This is a genomic window from Mesorhizobium koreense (genome assembly GCF_031656215.1).
Classification (GTDB): domain Bacteria; phylum Pseudomonadota; class Alphaproteobacteria; order Rhizobiales; family Rhizobiaceae; genus Mesorhizobium_L; species Mesorhizobium_L koreense.
On sequence record NZ_CP134228.1, the window covers coordinates 1,684,155 to 1,699,862 of the forward strand.

The 15,708-nt window shown below is 63.9% G+C and carries 17 protein-coding genes and 1 riboswitch; of the genes, 8 read left to right on the top strand and 9 right to left on the bottom strand.

Annotated features, from left to right (window positions below):
- Positions 1 to 676 precede the first annotated feature (676 nt).
- Entirely contained in the window at positions 677 to 3,343 is a 2,667-nt protein-coding gene (locus tag RBH77_RS08120; RefSeq protein WP_311031626.1) for a TIGR02302 family protein, read from the top strand.
- 31 nt (positions 3,344 to 3,374) lie between these two features.
- Positions 3,375 to 3,749, top strand: coding sequence for a glyoxalase superfamily protein (locus tag RBH77_RS08125; protein ID WP_311031627.1), 375 nt, complete (start codon positions 3,375 to 3,377; stop codon positions 3,747 to 3,749).
- 35 nt (positions 3,750 to 3,784) lie between these two features.
- On the opposite strand, the gene RBH77_RS08130 is transcribed toward RBH77_RS08125, so the two are convergent.
- Genes RBH77_RS08130 through RBH77_RS08150 form a run of 5 tightly spaced genes read right to left on the bottom strand, consistent with a single transcriptional unit; the run spans position 3,785 to position 7,008 of the window.
- Positions 3,785 to 4,426: a glutathione S-transferase family protein gene (locus RBH77_RS08130; RefSeq protein WP_311031628.1), complete on the bottom strand. Its 642-nt coding sequence runs from the start codon at positions 4,424 to 4,426 to the stop codon at positions 3,785 to 3,787.
- A complete protein-coding gene (locus RBH77_RS08135) occupies positions 4,423 to 5,031 on the bottom strand; it encodes a 2-hydroxychromene-2-carboxylate isomerase (RefSeq protein WP_311031629.1) in 609 nt (202 codons plus the stop codon). Before RBH77_RS08135 ends, RBH77_RS08130 begins: the two co-directional genes overlap by 4 nt.
- 7 nt (positions 5,032 to 5,038) lie before the next feature.
- Entirely contained in the window at positions 5,039 to 5,773 is a 735-nt protein-coding gene (locus RBH77_RS08140) for an SDR family oxidoreductase (RefSeq protein ID WP_371832850.1), read from the bottom strand.
- A 36-nt stretch (positions 5,774 to 5,809) separates the two neighbouring features.
- Positions 5,810 to 6,352: a hypoxanthine phosphoribosyltransferase gene (gene hpt, locus RBH77_RS08145; protein WP_311031630.1), complete on the bottom strand. Its 543-nt coding sequence runs from the start codon at positions 6,350 to 6,352 to the stop codon at positions 5,810 to 5,812.
- 5 nt (positions 6,353 to 6,357) lie between these two features.
- The gene (locus tag RBH77_RS08150; protein WP_311031631.1) at positions 6,358 to 7,008 is read right to left on the bottom strand and encodes a hypothetical protein; all 651 of its coding nucleotides are present in this window, start codon (positions 7,006 to 7,008) and stop codon (positions 6,358 to 6,360) included.
- A 182-nt stretch (positions 7,009 to 7,190) separates the two neighbouring features.
- Here RBH77_RS08150 and ftsE point away from each other — a divergent pair, with 182 nt between their 5' ends.
- The 4 genes from ftsE to RBH77_RS08170 all read left to right on the top strand — a co-directional run bounded on the left by ftsE (position 7,191) and on the right by RBH77_RS08170 (position 10,565).
- Positions 7,191 to 7,850: a cell division ATP-binding protein FtsE gene (gene ftsE, locus RBH77_RS08155; RefSeq protein WP_311032467.1), complete on the top strand. Its 660-nt coding sequence runs from the start codon at positions 7,191 to 7,193 to the stop codon at positions 7,848 to 7,850.
- Complete coding sequence (locus tag RBH77_RS08160) at positions 7,843 to 8,862, top strand: cell division protein FtsX (protein ID WP_311031632.1); 1,020 nt, start codon at positions 7,843 to 7,845, stop codon at positions 8,860 to 8,862. Before ftsE ends, RBH77_RS08160 begins: the two co-directional genes overlap by 8 nt.
- Positions 8,863 to 8,968: 106 nt before the next feature.
- Complete coding sequence (locus RBH77_RS08165) at positions 8,969 to 9,685, top strand: YdcF family protein (RefSeq protein ID WP_311031633.1); 717 nt, start codon at positions 8,969 to 8,971, stop codon at positions 9,683 to 9,685.
- A 73-nt stretch (positions 9,686 to 9,758) separates the two neighbouring features.
- Positions 9,759 to 10,565 carry a lysophospholipid acyltransferase family protein gene (locus RBH77_RS08170; protein ID WP_311031634.1) on the top strand — a complete coding sequence of 269 codons (807 nt, stop codon included), beginning with the start codon at positions 9,759 to 9,761 and terminating at the stop codon, positions 10,563 to 10,565.
- Here RBH77_RS08170 and RBH77_RS08175 read toward each other — a convergent pair.
- Positions 10,562 to 11,083 carry a gamma-glutamylcyclotransferase gene (locus tag RBH77_RS08175; RefSeq protein ID WP_311031635.1) on the bottom strand — a complete coding sequence of 174 codons (522 nt, stop codon included), beginning with the start codon at positions 11,081 to 11,083 and terminating at the stop codon, positions 10,562 to 10,564. The genes RBH77_RS08170 and RBH77_RS08175 overlap by 4 nt on opposite strands.
- Positions 11,084 to 11,139: 56 nt before the next feature.
- On the opposite strand from RBH77_RS08175, the gene RBH77_RS08180 reads away from it, so the two are divergent.
- Positions 11,140 to 12,129 carry a DUF2125 domain-containing protein gene (locus RBH77_RS08180; protein WP_311031636.1) on the top strand — a complete coding sequence of 330 codons (990 nt, stop codon included), beginning with the start codon at positions 11,140 to 11,142 and terminating at the stop codon, positions 12,127 to 12,129.
- Between the two features lie 8 nt (positions 12,130 to 12,137).
- Here the strand turns inward: RBH77_RS08180 and RBH77_RS08185 are convergent, their stop codons facing one another.
- Entirely contained in the window at positions 12,138 to 13,088 is a 951-nt protein-coding gene (locus tag RBH77_RS08185; RefSeq protein WP_311031637.1) for a prephenate/arogenate dehydrogenase family protein, read from the bottom strand.
- Positions 13,089 to 13,090: 2 nt separating this feature from the next.
- Positions 13,091 to 14,188 carry a histidinol-phosphate transaminase gene (hisC, locus tag RBH77_RS08190; protein WP_311031638.1) on the bottom strand — a complete coding sequence of 366 codons (1,098 nt, stop codon included), beginning with the start codon at positions 14,186 to 14,188 and terminating at the stop codon, positions 13,091 to 13,093.
- 76 nt (positions 14,189 to 14,264) lie between these two features.
- Positions 14,265 to 14,342: riboswitch (SAM riboswitch) on the top strand.
- Between the two features lie 53 nt (positions 14,343 to 14,395).
- Here hisC and metA point away from each other — a divergent pair.
- Entirely contained in the window at positions 14,396 to 15,334 is a 939-nt protein-coding gene (gene metA, locus RBH77_RS08195) for a homoserine O-acetyltransferase MetA (protein ID WP_311031639.1), read from the top strand.
- 61 nt (positions 15,335 to 15,395) lie between these two features.
- Here metA and RBH77_RS08200 read toward each other — a convergent pair whose 3' ends face one another.
- Positions 15,396 to 15,665 carry a hypothetical protein gene (locus tag RBH77_RS08200; protein ID WP_311031640.1) on the bottom strand — a complete coding sequence of 90 codons (270 nt, stop codon included), beginning with the start codon at positions 15,663 to 15,665 and terminating at the stop codon, positions 15,396 to 15,398.
- Positions 15,666 to 15,708 lie beyond the last annotated feature (43 nt).

Genomic DNA, 15,708 nt, shown 5'->3' on the forward strand with positions numbered 1-15,708 from the left:
GACAGGATCGTGCAGGCAGCTCTCGTAACTCTCTGAACCAGCGGCCCTTCGCATTTTTATTATCCTCCCTTTCTCCACGCCCTTTCTTCTTCCTCCATACTCCCTGTCAGTCCCTCCCATCGGGAACACCGATCATGACGGTGATTGCGTGGGGAGGAGCCGGCGCCTCCGCCGTGATGCTGACGTGGCATCATGGCCGGGGAGGTCCCGTCTGGAGGTTCCCCTGGGGGCACTATGACCCCTGCGTGCCGGTAGAAGGCACACAGACCCCGGGACGAACGCTGAACCTGTTTGGAGTGACTACCCTTCGGCAGGTTCAGGGTGAGGCTCGGGGAGCAGCGGAACAGGCGGGAACAGAAATCGCCGGCGGGGCGCGAGGTTCGTGCCACCTATGTCAATTCGGAAGGCACGGCCTCGCGCCCCGCTTCCCGACTGAACAATGGCCAGGGCCGACAGGCAGCGTGGCGAAGGATGAAATATGCCCACAGGAACGACGACCCAAGCAAAGGCACATCCCAAAAGCCCGACTGGGCGTCGTGCTCATGATGCCCGGCCGCTTTCACGTTTTCGTGCCGCTGCCTCGCCTTTGCCGAGATTGCTGCTATCCTTGAGATGTTGCGATTATCGCAACAGGTGACAGGCTCGACATGGCCTGATGACACCCTGGAAAGGATCGATGGCCGAAACGCCCGCCGACGCCGGCTTCGATACCGGCATCATTTCGCGGCTTGCCCGCACGCGCTTCATGACGCGCGCCGTCATGGTCGTGGAGCGTGCGTGGCCGCTTGTCCTGCCGATCCTGCTCGTCGTCGGACTGTTCCTCAGCCTTTCCTGGTTCGGTCTGTTCCGTATCGTGCCCGATTGGCTGCGGCTTGGGCTGGCGGGGCTGTTCGCGCTGGCGGCGCTCGGTGCGCTCCTGCCCTTGCGGCTCTTCCGCGTCCCTTCGGATGCGGAGATCGACCGTCGGATCGAAGCGGCGAACGGGCTCCAGCATACGCCTGTCCTCGTGCAGACCGACCGGCCCGGCGGCAATCCGGACGATTTCTCCGATGCGCTATGGCGCGAGCACCAGCGCCGCATGGCCGAGAAGCTTGCCGGCGTGTCGGCCGATGCGCCGCGCCCCAATATCCCCGAGCGTGACCCCTGGGCTGTCCGCGCGGCCGTGGCGCTGGTCTTCGTGGTGGCGCTTGCCTTCACCGCAAGCCCTTACAGCGGCAGCGTCACCGACGCGTTCCGCACGGCCGCCATGCGCCAGACGGTGCCACCCAGGATCGATGCCTGGGTGACGCCGCCCACCTATACCGGTCGTGCGCCGATCTTCCTGACCGGCGGCAACGAGGCTGGCCCGAATGGAGCCGACGGGAACGAGGATGGAGTAAAGCGTCTCCAGGTGCCTGAAAACAGCCAGCTTGCGCTTCGCGTCACCGGCGGCAGCGGCGAGGAGACGCTCGATCTCATCGATGCCGAAGGCAATGCGCGTGCCGTTCCTGCCGAGAAGGCGGAAGGCGAGGAGAAGGCCGCCCGGTCCGATACGTCGGGCGCGCCGGCCGCGAAGATCTCCAGGTTCGCCGTGGCGCTGACGAAGAACGGTTCCGTAAGCCTGAAATCGGACGGCGACGAGATGCGCCGCTGGACGTTCGACGTCATTCCCGATCATCCGCCCGTGATCCATTTCACGGCCGAGCCGAGGCATGCGGTCAACGGTGCGCTGGAACTTTCCTATTCCATCGAGGACGATTACGGTCCGGCTTCCGCCAAGGCCGTTTTCGAACCGGCCGACAAGCCGGCGCCGGGCGCGCATCCGCTTTATTCGGCGCCGGACATGCCGCTGACCCTGCCGCGCGGCGATGCGAAAAACCATGCCGCCAGGACGACAAAGGATCTGACCGATCATCCCTGGGCCGGCACGACGGTTCGGTTGACGCTGAAGGCAAGCGACGACGCCGGACACGAGGCGTCGAGCGAGGCGAAGCTCCTGGAACTGCCCGAGCGGCCGTTCACCAATCCGCTGGCGCGTGCGCTGGTTGAACAGCGGCGTATCCTTGCGCTCGACGCCAACCAGAAGCGCCGCGTGCTCGACATGATGGACGCGATCACGCTGAGGCCCGAGGACACGTTCACGAATATGGGACATTACCTCGCGATCACGAGCGCGGAGACGCGGCTTCGTATGGCGAGGACCGACGACCAGTTGCGTGACGTCGTCGCCTATCTCTGGGCGATCGCGCTCGGCATCGAAGAAGGCAACCTTTCCGCCGCAGAGAAGCGGCTGCGCCAGGCCGAACAGGCACTTCAGCAGGCGTTGAAGAACGGCGCATCCGACCAGGAGATCGAGAAGCTGATGAAGGAGCTTCGGCAGGCGATGCAGGACTATCTGCGCGAGTTTGCCGAGCGCATGCAGAAGAATCCGAACCTCGCCCAGCAGGCGCCGCAGAACGGCCGCGAGATCAGACAGAGCGATTTGCAGCGCATGCTCGACCAGATCGAGAACCTCGCCAAATCGGGCGCGCGCGACAAGGCACAGGAAATGCTCTCGCAGCTCCAGAACATGATGAACAACCTCCAGGCCGGCCGGCCCGGTCAGCAGGGCGGCCAGCAGCAGGGAGAGATGCGCCAGCAGATGGACAAGCTCGGCGAGCTGATGCGGCGCCAGCAGGAACTGATGAACAAGACCTTCCGCTTCCAGCAGGGGCAGCAGGGCCAGCGCGGCGAGGGTGAGCAGGGCGAGATGGGCGAGGGCCAGGACCCGTTTGGCGAACAAGGTCTGGGCCAGCAAGGCCAGGAGAGCCAGCAAGGTCAGGGGCGGCAGCAAGGCGAACAGGACGGCTCCGGCGGAATGACGCCGGACGAGCTGGCGCAAGCCCTGAAGCAATTGCAACAGGGGCAGGGGAAGCTCCGTGGCGATCTGGGCGACCTGACCAAGAAGCTCGACGAACTCGGCATCAAGCCCGGCGAGGGGTTTGGCGATGCCGACAAATCGATGGGTGAGGCTGGCGAATCGCTCGGCAAGGGCGAGGGCGAACAGGCGCTCGGCCAGGAGAGCCAGGCGCTGGAGGCGCTAAGGCGCGGGGCCCGCGACATGATGCAACAGATGCAGCAGGCCCAGCAGGGCGAGGACGGAGGGACGCAGACGGGGGGCCGTCAGCAGAACGCCGACCGCGATCCGCTCGGCCGACCGCGTGCCACCACCGGTCCGGATTTCGGCGATTCGGTGAAGGTGCCGGACGAGATCGACGTGCAGCGGGCGCGGCGCATCCTCGATGCCATCCGCAAGCGTCTCGGAAACGCGCTCAGCCCCGAGGTCGAGCGCAGCTATCTCGAGCGGCTGCTACAGTTCAAGTAGGCAACACCCTTACCCGATAAAGGATCGCCGTATGCCTGCCCTCGGCCGGATCATCCCCATCCTGCGCATCTTCGACATCGCCAAGGCGCGTGAATTCTATGAAGGGTTTCTCGGCTTCGAGGTGCGATGGGAGCACCGCTACGGCGATAATTTCCCGCTCTACATGGAAATCGCGCGGGGCGAATGCGTGCTGCATCTCTCCGAGCACCATGGCGACGCCATCCCGGGCAGCGCGTTGCGCATCCATGTCGCCGATATTGCCGATTTCCATACGGAATTGATGGCAAAGGATTATCGCCGTGCCAAACCGGGACTTCAGGAAAAGCCATGGGGAACGCGCGAGGTTTCGGTCATCGATCCCTTCGGGAATAGGCTGCACTTCCATGAGGAAATAGAAGCCGGGTAGACGCTCATCTGCGGAGGCAGGGAGTTAAGCAAGGCTTACGCCACAGGAAGGCCGGGGTCGGTCGCCGCCAGTACGTCGCGCTCCTGGATTTTATCCCACCACCACGAAAGGCCGGTATAATGTGAAAGTGCGGCGGCGCCTTCTTTAGCTGCCGTGAAATACGCCATCATTCCGGCAAGATGCAGATCGGCAAGAGTGATATTCCCGTCCAACAGATCACCGCTATCCACGCAAAGCTTCTCCAAGGCCCGCAGGACGAGATTGGATGCGACCATTCCGCGTTCGACGACGGCTTCGTCCGGCAATCGGCCGAGACGCGCGTTGAACACACGCTGCGAAAACACCTGCCGCACCATCGGCTGGTAACCGTAGCTGTCGAGGATGGCGACGATCTGATTCATCCTCGCGCGCCGGCGAGGGTCGTCGGGTTGGAGCGGAGGCCCGTCGAAGGCCTCATCGGCATAGCGCGTGATGGCGATCGTCTCGTAGAGAACGAAGCCGTCATGGACCAGGGTCGGCACGCGGCCGAACGGGTTCATTTCCAGATAGCTCGCCGGAACGTCATCCGCGAACGGGTCGATTTCGGCATGGCCGACGGACACGCCCTTTTCGAAGAACGCCATGCGCGCGATGCGCAGATAGACGCTGTAGCGGTAACCGTGGAGGGTTATGCTCATGCGTTGGCGCGCATGATTTCTTCTTCGACCTGGCCCAGACGGTCCTTGCCGAAGAACATCTCCTTGCCGACGAAGAAGGTCGGCATGCCGAAGACGCCGCGAACGACCGCACCTTCAGTATTGGCGATCAGCCTGTCCTTGACCGCCTGTTCCCGGGTGCGTTCGAGGATGGCGCGTCCGTCGAAACCGGCGGCATCGAGGACCGCACCTACCACGGCCGGGTCGTCCATTTTCTCCCCGTCTTCCCACACGGCGCGAAAACATGTCTCCGCAAAGGGTGCGAGTTTTCCTTCGTCTTCCGCAACAACGGCGCCGCGCATCATGAGAAGCGTGTTCACCGGGAAATGCGGATTCATGCGGAAGGCGTCGACATGGTGACGTTCGACGAAGCGTTTGATCTCCAGCCGCTCGTAGTCGAGCTTGCCCCTGACGCCGGCGAACTGCTCGAAGGGCGATCGGTTGCCCGCCGCCTTGAAGATGCCGCCGAGCAGGCAGGGATTATAGACGAATGTCGCGCCGGTTCGTGCCTCGATCTCCGGAATGATCCGGTGTGCCAGGTAAGCGTTCGGGCTGCCGAAATCGAAGATGAACTCTACGGTTTTCATGCGCTTCTCACCATTTTTCGACCCATGGACGCAGATCCATCTCGTGCGTCCAGGCGCTGCGGTGCTGGCGATGCAGCATGACATAGGCGGCGGCTATAGCGTCTGGCGACAGGATGGCGTCCCTCTCGCGCATTTCGTCCGCGTCCGGCCGCATGCCGCGGATGAAGTTGGCGTCGATGGCGCCGTCGATGACGACATGCGCGACGTGGATGTTCTTCGGACCGAGTTCGCGCGCCATCGATTGTGCCAGCGCACGCAGCGCATGCTTGGCCCCGGCGAAGGCGGAAAAACCGTTGCCGCCGCGAACGCTCGCCGTCGCACCGGTGAAGAGGATCGTGCCGCGCTCGCGCGGCAGCATGTGGCGGGCGGCCTCGCGGCCGGTCAGGAAGCCGGCGAAGGCCGCCATTTCCCACACCTTGCGATAGACGCGGGCGGTCGTCTCGACGATGGGAAAGCGGACATTGGCGCCGATGTTGAAGACCGCTACTTCGATCGGACCGATCTCGTCCTCGATGGATTCGAAGAGCGACACCATGGCGCTCTCGTCGCGTGCATCGACGCCGAAGGCGTGGGCAGCGTGACCCTCGGCGCGAATCTCAGCGGCGAGCGCTTCCAACTTGTCGAGATGACGTGGCCGACGGACGATACAGGCGACAAGCCCTTCGCGCGCGAAGGCCCTGGCGATCGCGGCGCCGGTATCGGCGCCGGCACCGATGACCACGCACACACCAGCATCGGACATCGAAATCTCCCGGGCCTCTTGCCCGGGATCCGATCCTCAGGCGTCGCCCTTGACGATACCCACAAAAGGCAGTTCGCGGAAGGCGTGCGCTACGTCCATGCCGTAGCCGACGACGAAATGGTCGGGGCAGTCGAAGCCGACGAAGTCGGGGTCGATATCGGCCTTGCGGCGCATGCGCTTGTCGAGCAGCACCGCGATGTCGACATTCCTTGCGCCGCGCGAGAGCATCAGGTCGCGCGTGTATTTCAGCGTATTGCCCGATTCCAGTATGTCGTCGATCAGGAGGATGTCGCGGCCGGTCACGTCGTTGTCGATATCGCGCAGCACCCTGATCTCGCCTGCCGTTGTGCCTGCACCGTAGCTCGATATGAAGATGAACTCTACCTCCGGCGAAATGCCTGCGTCGTACATGGCGCGGATCAGGTCGGCGGCGAAGATGAAGGAGCCTTTCAGGATCGAGATCACCAGAAGGTCGTTGTAATCGCGCCCGGCGATCTCCTTGGCGAGTTCGAGGTTGCGGCGCGCGATCGCGGAGGCGCTGAAGAGGATTTCTATGTCCTTGCCACGGACGACGGGCATGAGGCTCAATCCTGTCTGTCGAAGGACACCGATACGGATTTCACTCCGTCTTTAGGCACCTCAAGGCGGCTGGAAAAGGCGAAGATCTCGCCTGCGGCGACCTCGCGATCCCTTGTCCCCAGGAAAAAGCGGGTGGTCCTGCCGTCTTCGCCTTCGACGCTGATGGCAAGCGGCGGCACCTCGATCGCCCATCCCGTCTCGTTGGCGGCGCTGCCGTCGACGAAGAGGATGGAATGGCCGTCGATTTTCTCGATACGCGTGTGGACGGAAGCGATCTTGAGCGTCGGAGCGCCTGCGAGGAAAGCCGGCAGGTGGATCGATGGGAGCAGCGCATGGCCGCCTGAAACCCAGAAAGCGAGAGCGGCAAGGCAAATCCCGAAAAGCCAGAAGGCCGACCCGCCGGGCTGGCCGCGCGGCCGTCGCGGCGGTGCTTCCGCGCGTTTCAGCACGTCCAGTCCGGCTATCTCGGGTGCCTGGGTAGAGAAGCGTGCCGAGAGACGTTCGGGAGCCGGAGAGGCGGCTGCGCCAAGCACAACCGTCTCGAACTCGGCATCGATGACATCGCCCGCCGGGCGCCCGGAAACGCCGGCGCCCGGAGCCGCCGCGTCCGTCATGATTTCGCCCGAAACCGGGCGCGCTTTCGAAGCCTCGTTCATGCGGGCCGGCCGTTCTTTGCGCGTTTGGACGATCGGTAGACCAAAAATGGTTAATGCTTCGCCACCGGGGTCCGAATGTGATCGCCGGAACGCCGTGATTTAACCGGCTGTTAACCATACGAAAACCATGGTCGGGGAGGTGTTCCCCGGTGAGACGGGAGGGTTACGAGGGCAGCGTCAAGGTGTTCCGCTTCGAAAATGTCGGGCTGCGCTACGGGATGGGGCCGGAGATCCTGCGGGATATCTCGCTCCACATACCCGCGCGTTCGTTCCAGTTTCTGAGCGGCCCGTCGGGCGCGGGCAAGACGACGCTTTTGCGCCTGCTTTTCCTCTCGCTCAAACCCACGCGCGGGCTCATCACCGTTTTCGGCAAGGATCGCTCGCGCATCATGCGGCGTGAACTGCCGATGCTGCGCCGGCGCATAGGTGTGGTCTTCCAGGATTTCCGCTTGCTCGACCACATGACGACCTATGAGAACGTGGCGCTGCCGCTGCGCGTGCGCGGACGCGAGGAGGCGAGCTATCGCGGCGACGTGATCGAGCTATTGAAATGGGTCGGTCTCGGCGAGCGGATGCACGTCCTGCCGCCCGTCCTTTCGGGCGGCGAGAAGCAGCGTGCGGCGATCGCCCGGGCGCTGATCGAGCAGCCGGAAATCCTGCTCGCCGACGAGCCGACCGGCAATGTCGATCCCCCGCTGGCGCGCCGCCTGCTCAGGCTCTTTATCGAACTCAACCGGCTTGGGACGGCGGTCGTCATCGCCACGCATGACGTGACGCTGATGGAACAGGTCGACGCGCGGCGCATGATCCTCTCCAGCGGAAGGCTGGATATCTATGACTGAACCGGCGGGCAGCGACACCTTCGCCGAAACCGGCGTATCGCCCGACGAGGGAACGGCGACCTACGCGCCGGATGTCGCGCGCCCGCGGCAGGCACAGCGCCCGATGGCGCCGATCGTGCCCAGCCAGAACATCGCCGGGCGAGCGCTGATCTTCGTCATCGCCATCATGACATTCCTCTCCTGCCTGACGCTCGGCGCGGTGACGCTGGTGCGCGGCGCTGCCTCCACGTGGGAGGGGCAGATTTCGCGCGAGGCCACCATCCAGATCAAGCCGGTCGACGGGCTCGACATGGAGGCGGCACTTGAAAAGGCACAAGCGATCGCCGCGCGGTTCAAGGGCGTCACCGGCGCCTCGATCGTCGGCCGCGAAGCGACGGCACGGCTGCTCGAACCATGGCTCGGCAAGGGGCTGGATATCGACGAACTGCCGGTCCCGCGTCTCGTTGTCGTCACCATCGACACCGCGCATCCGCCGGACTTCGCTTCCATGCGCGACCTCGTGAAGTCGGAAATCCCGAGCGCCAGCCTTGACGATCACCGCAGTTGGGTCGACCGGCTGATCGCCATGGCGCGTATGACGGTCACCATCGGCGTTGCCGTTCTGGTGCTGATGCTTTCGGCGACGGTGCTTTCCATCGTCTTCGCCACGCGTGGGGCCATGGCCGGCAACGGCCACATCATCGAGGTCCTGCATTTCGTCGGAGCGGATGCCCGCTTTATCGCTGCGGAATTCCGGGGTCATTTCCTTTTGATGGGGCTCAAGGGGGCGGCAGCGGGCGGCATCGGCGCGATCATCGTCTTTCTTGTTTTCGCCTGGATCTCGGCCCGCAACATGGCAACCCCCCAGGCCGACCAGGCGGCGGCGCTCTTTGGCAATTTCGCCATCGATGCGAGCGGCTATGCCGGCGTCGGCCTGATCGTGCTTCTGATCGCCGGCCTCACCGCCGCAACCTCGCATTTCACGGTAGTGCGCTATCTTGCCGATATCGAAACGCGCCAGCCGGAGCAGTGAGCGGTCATGCCTCTTGGTCACGTTTTGAAACGTCACGAAATACATTGTGGGAGCATGGTTACCTTTCGGCTTTCAAGCGCCGTAATTGACGGTTATTGCTGATAAAATGGACGCTCGGGAATCGACGGAGCGGCAGCAGGTCGGCGGTTGGGACGGGGAGAAGTCCACGCACGTTTCATCGCCGAGCCGCATTTGGCAGCGCGTGCGCATCGCCTTATGGGGCGGGGCGGGTCTTGTTGTCGCGCTGGCGGTCGGCTTCGGGGCTTTCGCCGAGCATATCAGCCTTTTGACGCAACCGACAGAGATGCGCACTGCCGACGGCATCATCGTGCTCACCGGCGGGCAGTCGCGCTTGAGCGCCGCGCTCGATCTGCTGAAGGCGGGAAAGGGGAAGCGGCTGCTCATCAGCGGCGTCAACCCCCATGCAGGCCGCCGGGCACTGCGCGAGGTCACGGGTAGCGACAAGCAGCTCTTCACCTGTTGCGTCGACATCGATCATGTCGCGCTCGATACGGTGGGGAATGCCGAACAGAGTGCCAAATGGGTTGCCGCGCACGATTACGGACGCGTCATCCTGGTCACCAACAACTACCATATGCCGCGCAGCCTGCTGGAGATGCACAGGTTGCTGCCGCAGGCGAGCGTCGAGCCCTATCCGGTGGTCAATTCGAAGCTTGACGACGGAAGCTGGCTGACGAAACCCGACGCGCTTCGTGTGCTCGCCACGGAATATGTGAAATATCTGGCCGCACTTGCGCGCAGCGTCCTGCCGACAAACGTGCCCGCCGAACAGCCGGCAATCGTCAGCGCTGCGATCGAATAGCGGTTCGTTGCCTTTTCCCACGGTCGCCTGTATCGAACAGCTTCCGCGGACATCACGGCCTCTGGGACATTTCATGATCTTCCTGCGATCGCTGGCGTTCAATCTGGCGCTCTACGTCATCACGATCGTCGAGATGATCGTCTTCACGCCGTTCTATTTCCTGGCAGAGCGCAAGAAGGCGTGGTGGGCGCCGAAATTCTGGGCGCGCTCCAATTTGTGGCTGCAAAAGGTACTGGCCGGCACCAAAAGCGAGGTCACGGGGCAGGAGAACCTTCCCGAAGGCGCCTTCATACTGGCGCCCAAGCACCAGTCCTTCTGGGATACGTTCGCGCTGGTGCCGCATATTCCGGACGCCGTCTATATCCTCAAGCGCGAGCTGATGTGGATCCCGGTCTTCGGCTGGTATCTGGGCAAGATGAACATGATCCCGATCGATCGCGGCAGCCCGGCCAAGGCGCTCAGGAAGGTCGTGGTCGAGGCACGGAAACGCGCCGAGCAGGGCCGCCAGATCATCATCTACCCCGAGGGGACGCGGCGGCCGCCGGGGGCGGAGCCGGCCTACAAGCACGGCATCGCGGAGATTTATTCGAGGCTCGGCATCCCGGTGGTGCCTGTGGCACATGTGGCGGGGCTCTATTGGCCGCGCCGTCGCTTCCTGCGCTATCCGGGCGTCATCAGAGCGCGATTCCTGCCGCCGATCCCACCCGGCCTTTCCCGCACCGAGTTCATGGCGCGGCTGATCGAGGCAACCGAGAAGGCCTGTGACGCGTTGCTGATCGAGGCCGCACAGTCCGAAAATCCACCGCCGCTGCCACCGACGGCGGTCGAACGGCTCAAACAACTCGGAGTGCCAGTCTCCGAGAACGCCATCGAGGCCTAGTCGCGCGGCAGTCTGGCGGCGACGCTTTCAAGCCAATGATCATGTATGCCGAGCGCTTCGAGATGATGAACGGTATTGAAGACATAATCCTCGTTGCGGCCCGACTGCCCGGTGGCGCCGCGGACGACGGAGACGGCGCGTTCGATGTCGAGGCTGCCGGCATACTGGCGGTGCGTACGGTCGACGACGAAGGACAGCGCCTCGACGGTATCGCCGCCTTCGAGGCGCACCGTCAGGAGACGTTCCAGGTAGACGTTGGTCACAAGCTCGCGCTCGCGGAGATATGCCGTCACTTCATCCCTGAGCGCGCCTGGCACGCGGAAGGCAAGCCCGACGCAGGAGCCGCCACGGTCGAGCCCAAGCACGAGGCCGGGGCGCGTTTCCGTCCCTCGATGCACCCAGGAATAGATGCAGAGCGACCGGCGGAAACCATGCAGATGGGCGCGGCGCGCCTCGACATGAGCAAAACCCGGCCGCCAGATCAGCGAGCCGTAGCCGAAAACCCAAAAATCGCCCATATGGCCTGCCTCGATCTCCTGCCGATTCGTTCGCTGGGCCTAACGAGACCGACAGCATGACGTCAAGTAACCTGCCGCAACGCCGCCGGCGTTCCGTGCTTCTCCTTTGGTTTGTGGCGCTCTTGGTCCTGATCGGGGTCGTCTACACATTCGCCTGGATGCGTCTGGCGGACGTAGTGCGTTCGCGCGTGGAGGGGACGCTTACGGCCCTGCGCGCGACGGGTGCGACCGCCGACTGCGCCAATCATGAGGTCCGCGGCTTCCCGCTGCACTTCATCCTCGAGTGTGAATCGATCCGCTATGCCGACCCGGCTGGCCTGTCAGAGGTCTCGACGGCGTCTATGCGTGCCTCGGCCGATATCTTCGATCCGCGGCGCATCCGTATCCGGATTGCCCAGCCGGCGCTTGTCAAGGCGCCCGCCGTCGGCCAACTCGTGGTCCACTGGCGCAAGATGGATGGAGAACTCTTTCCGCCGCTCGGTGGCGATGCGGCGATATCGGTCGAAGGCGAGGCGCTGGTCGCCGAGCGTGCGCAAGCCGAGCCAATGCTGACCATTGCTTCGATGAACGGCACCGCGCGAGCGATTGACAAGGATGCTTATCTCGACGCGCGTTTCGAAGGGCTGGAATTCGGGCCTTCATGGCCCGATCTCGGCGCCTTGCCGCCTCTTTCGGGGAAAGCCGACGTGACCGTCGCCGATGGCGCCGCGCTCGCCTTTGCGGATGCGCGGAGCTTTCGCGGGCATTCGGCGACAATCAGGGAACTGACGCTTTCGCCGAGCGACGACGCCAGCATTACCGTGAAAGGCCGCGCTTCGGTGGACGATGAGGGACGGCTCGACGCCGACCTCAAGGTTCGGCTGCGTAATCCGGATGAATTGGCGGCGGCGCTCAAGCTCGCTTTTCCCGAAGCCGCCAGGGAGATCGACAACGCCGCCGCCATGGTGGCCGTGCTGGGCAGCGATCCTCTGGTGCCGGTCACCATCCACAAGGGCAAGGTGACCGTCGGCTTTATTCCGCTCGGCCGTATCCCGCCGCTGCGATAGCCGACTGGTCAGGTCTTCGAGGCGGCGCCCTTCTCCGGGTGCGCGGCCACCTGGCGGCCGAAATCCGGCACGTCCACTTCCTGCCCGGCCTCGATGATCGAGCGGCGGATGGCGCGGGTGCGGGTGAAAAGATCGAAGAGCTTCTCCCCGTCGCCCCAGCGGATAGCCCGCTGCAGCGAAGCGAGGTCCTCCGAGAAGCGTGCCAGCATCTCCAGGATCGCGTCCTTGTTGTGCAGGCAGACGTCGCGCCACATGGTCGGGTCGGAAGCGGCCAGGCGGGTGAAGTCACGAAAGCCCGAGGCGGAATATTTGATGACTTCCGACTTGGTCACGGTCTGCAGATCGTCCGCCGTGCCGACGATGTTGTAGGCGATGATGTGCGGCAGGTGCGAGACAATGGCGAGCACCATGTCGTGATGGTCGGGATCCATCGTGTCGACGTTGGAGCCGCAGCGGCGCCAGAATTCCGACAGTTTCTCCAGTGCGACGGGATCGGTTCCGGGCAGCGGCGTGAACACGCACCAGCGGTTCTCGAACAGTTCCGCGAAGCCGGCGTCCGGGCCGGATTTCTCGGTGCCGGCGAGCGGGTGGCCGGGAATGAAATGGACACTCTCCGGCAATTTCGGGCGCATCTGCGCGATCACAGAGCCTTTGGTCGAGCCGACGTCGGTGACGATGGCGCCGGGTTTCAGCGCCGGTGCGATCGCCTCCGCGACCTCACCGGAAGCGCCGACCGGCACCGAGACGACGACGAGGTCGGCATCGGCCACGGCAATTGCGGGATCGGCCGAATAGGAATCGCCGAGGCCGAGTTCCTCGGCGCGCGCCAGCGTGACGGCACTGCGGGTGGAGATCGAGACATGGCCGGCGAGGCCCTTGCGGCGGATGACGCGCGCCAGCGAAGAGCCGATCAGGCCGATGCCGATGAGAGCGATTTTGTCGAAAAGCGGTTCGGACATGGTCACGACCTAAGAAATTCGGCAAGCGCCGACACGACGCCACGATTGGCTTCCTCCGAGCCTATGCTCATGCGAAGCGCGTTCGGAAAGCCGTAGGCCGATACGCGGCGCAGGATGAAGCCGTGCTTGACCAGGAACGCGTCCGCCGCCTCGGCGGTGCGCTTGCCCCCTGGAAGATGGACGAGGATGAAATTGCCGACGCTTGGCGTGACGCGCAGGCCGAGCGCCGCCAGTTCCTTCGTCAGCCAGTCGCGCCAGACCTCGTTGTGCTCCGCCGCCTGGGCGACATGGGCGCGGTCGCGCATGGCGGCGGCGCCGGCTGCGATCGCCGCAGCGCTGACATTGAAGGGATCGCGGATGCGGTTGACGACATCGACCACTTCGGAAGGCGCGTACATCCAGCCGATGCGCAGCCCGGCGAGACCATAGATCTTGGAGAAGGTGCGCGTCATGACGACGTTGCGGGCCGACGAGACAAGCTCGATGCCGGCCTCGTAGTCGTTGCGGCGCACATATTCGGCATAGGCCGCATCGAGCACGAGGAGCACGTTGGCCGGAAGGCCCGCGTGCAGCCGTCGTACCTCCTCGAAGGGAATGTAGGTGCCGGTCGGGTTGTTGGGGTTGGCGAGGAAGACCATGCGGGTCTTCGACGTGACGGCGGCGAGGATGGCGTCGACATCGGCGCGCTCGTCCTTCTCCGGCGCGGAGACGGGAACGGCGCCAACCGACAGGATCTGTATCCTGTAGACGAGGAAGCCGTGCTCGCTGAAAATACCCTCGTCGCCGGGGCCGAGATAGGCACGGGTGAGCAGCGCCAGGAGATCGTCGGAGCCATTGCCGCAGACGATGTTCGCCGGATTGAGACCATGCACCTCCGCGATCGCCTGGCGCAGCGCGACAGCTTGACCGTCCGGATAGAGTTCGAGATGGTTGCCGACCTCGCGCAGCGCTTCCATGGCCGCCGGGCTGGCTCCGAGCGGCGTCTCGTTGGCGGAAAGCTTGTGCACCTTCGCCGCTCCCGGCGCATGGCCGCCGCCGGGAACATAGGCGGCAATATCCATTATGCCGGGCCGCGGGAGAGGGCGCTTTATCTCGTTCATGGGAGGTTCCAGTCGAAGGGCGGTTTGCTCTAGCAAAGCTTTTCCGTTGACGCAAAGGCCGGCCGGTCCTAAAACCCTCACATTCCGTGGTGATTTGGCCGGTCGGCTTGCAGCCACGTTAAAGAAGTCGCTAAAGGACCGTTCAGGACAAAATCCGATGGGCCGGTCGCGATTTCGCCGCCGGCTTTTTTGTCTGGAGCATATCCGATGCCGATCAAGATCCCCGACCAACTTCCCGCCCGCGAGATACTCGCACGCGAGGGCGTCGCCATCATGGACGAGAGGACGGCGCTGCGCCAGGACATCCGCCCGCTGCAGATCGGGCTCCTGAACCTGATGCCGAACAAGATCCGCACGGAGACGCAGTTCGCGCGGCTGATGGGCACGACGCCGCTTCAGGTGGAACTGACGCTGGTACGCATCGGCAACCACAAGGCCAAGAATACGCCCGAGGAGCATCTCATCGCCTTCTACCAGACATGGGCGGAGGTAAAGGCGCGCAAGTTCGACGGTTTCATCATCACCGGCGCGCCCATCGAGTTGCTGCCTTTCGAGGAGGTGACCTATTGGGAGGAGTTGAAGCGCATCCTCGACTGGACGACGACCAACGTCCATTCCTCCTTCTTCATCTGCTGGGGGGCGATGGCCGCCGCCTGGCACTTCCATGGCATTCAGAAGCATACGTTGGAGAAGAAGGCCTTCGGCGTTTTCCGCCACCGCAACAATTCGCCGGCCTCGCCCTATCTGGCGGGATTTTCCGACGATTTCTCCATTCCGGTCTCACGCTGGACGGAGGTGCGCGCAGACGATATCCACGCCGGCGCGCCGCTTGAACTGCTGGTGGAATCGGATGCGACCGGCCCTTGTCTCGCCACCGAGACGGCTGGCAACCGGCTCTACATGTTCAACCACATCGAGTACGATTCCACTTCTCTCAAGGAGGAATACGATCGGGACGTGGCTGCCGGGACCTCGATCGGGGTGCCGCACGGATATTATCCGGATGACGATCCGACGCGCCAGCCGCTCAACCGCTGGCGCTCGCACGCGCACCTGTTGTTCGGCAACTGGATCAACCAGGTCTACCAAACCACGGCCTACGACATCGGGAATATCGGCAAGAAACCGCAGCCGCTCGTGGCGTGACGGTGCGCAGGACACCGCCACGGCAGGCTGTCTATCGACGTGCCGGAAAAATGTACCGGGTCTATCGCCGTGCCGCCGCCTCGAAGGTCATATCGCAAGGCCGGGCCTGAGAGGCGGTCACCATTTCCAGTATCCGGTCGCGAGCCATCTCCTCGCTCGCCGCGCGGAGTGTGGCAATGCAACGGTCATACTGGCTGGCCATCACCAGGCGGATATCCTCGCTCGTCTCGAGCTCGTGAACGAACGCGTCGCGCTCGCTGACGGCAAGGTTGTGCGCGCGGATCATCGTCTCCGTTTCGGCCGCGCCGAATACGACATGGATCGACTTCATCTTGCGTTCCTTTCCGTCCGGTCAGGCGTGTAGTCCGCCTTTG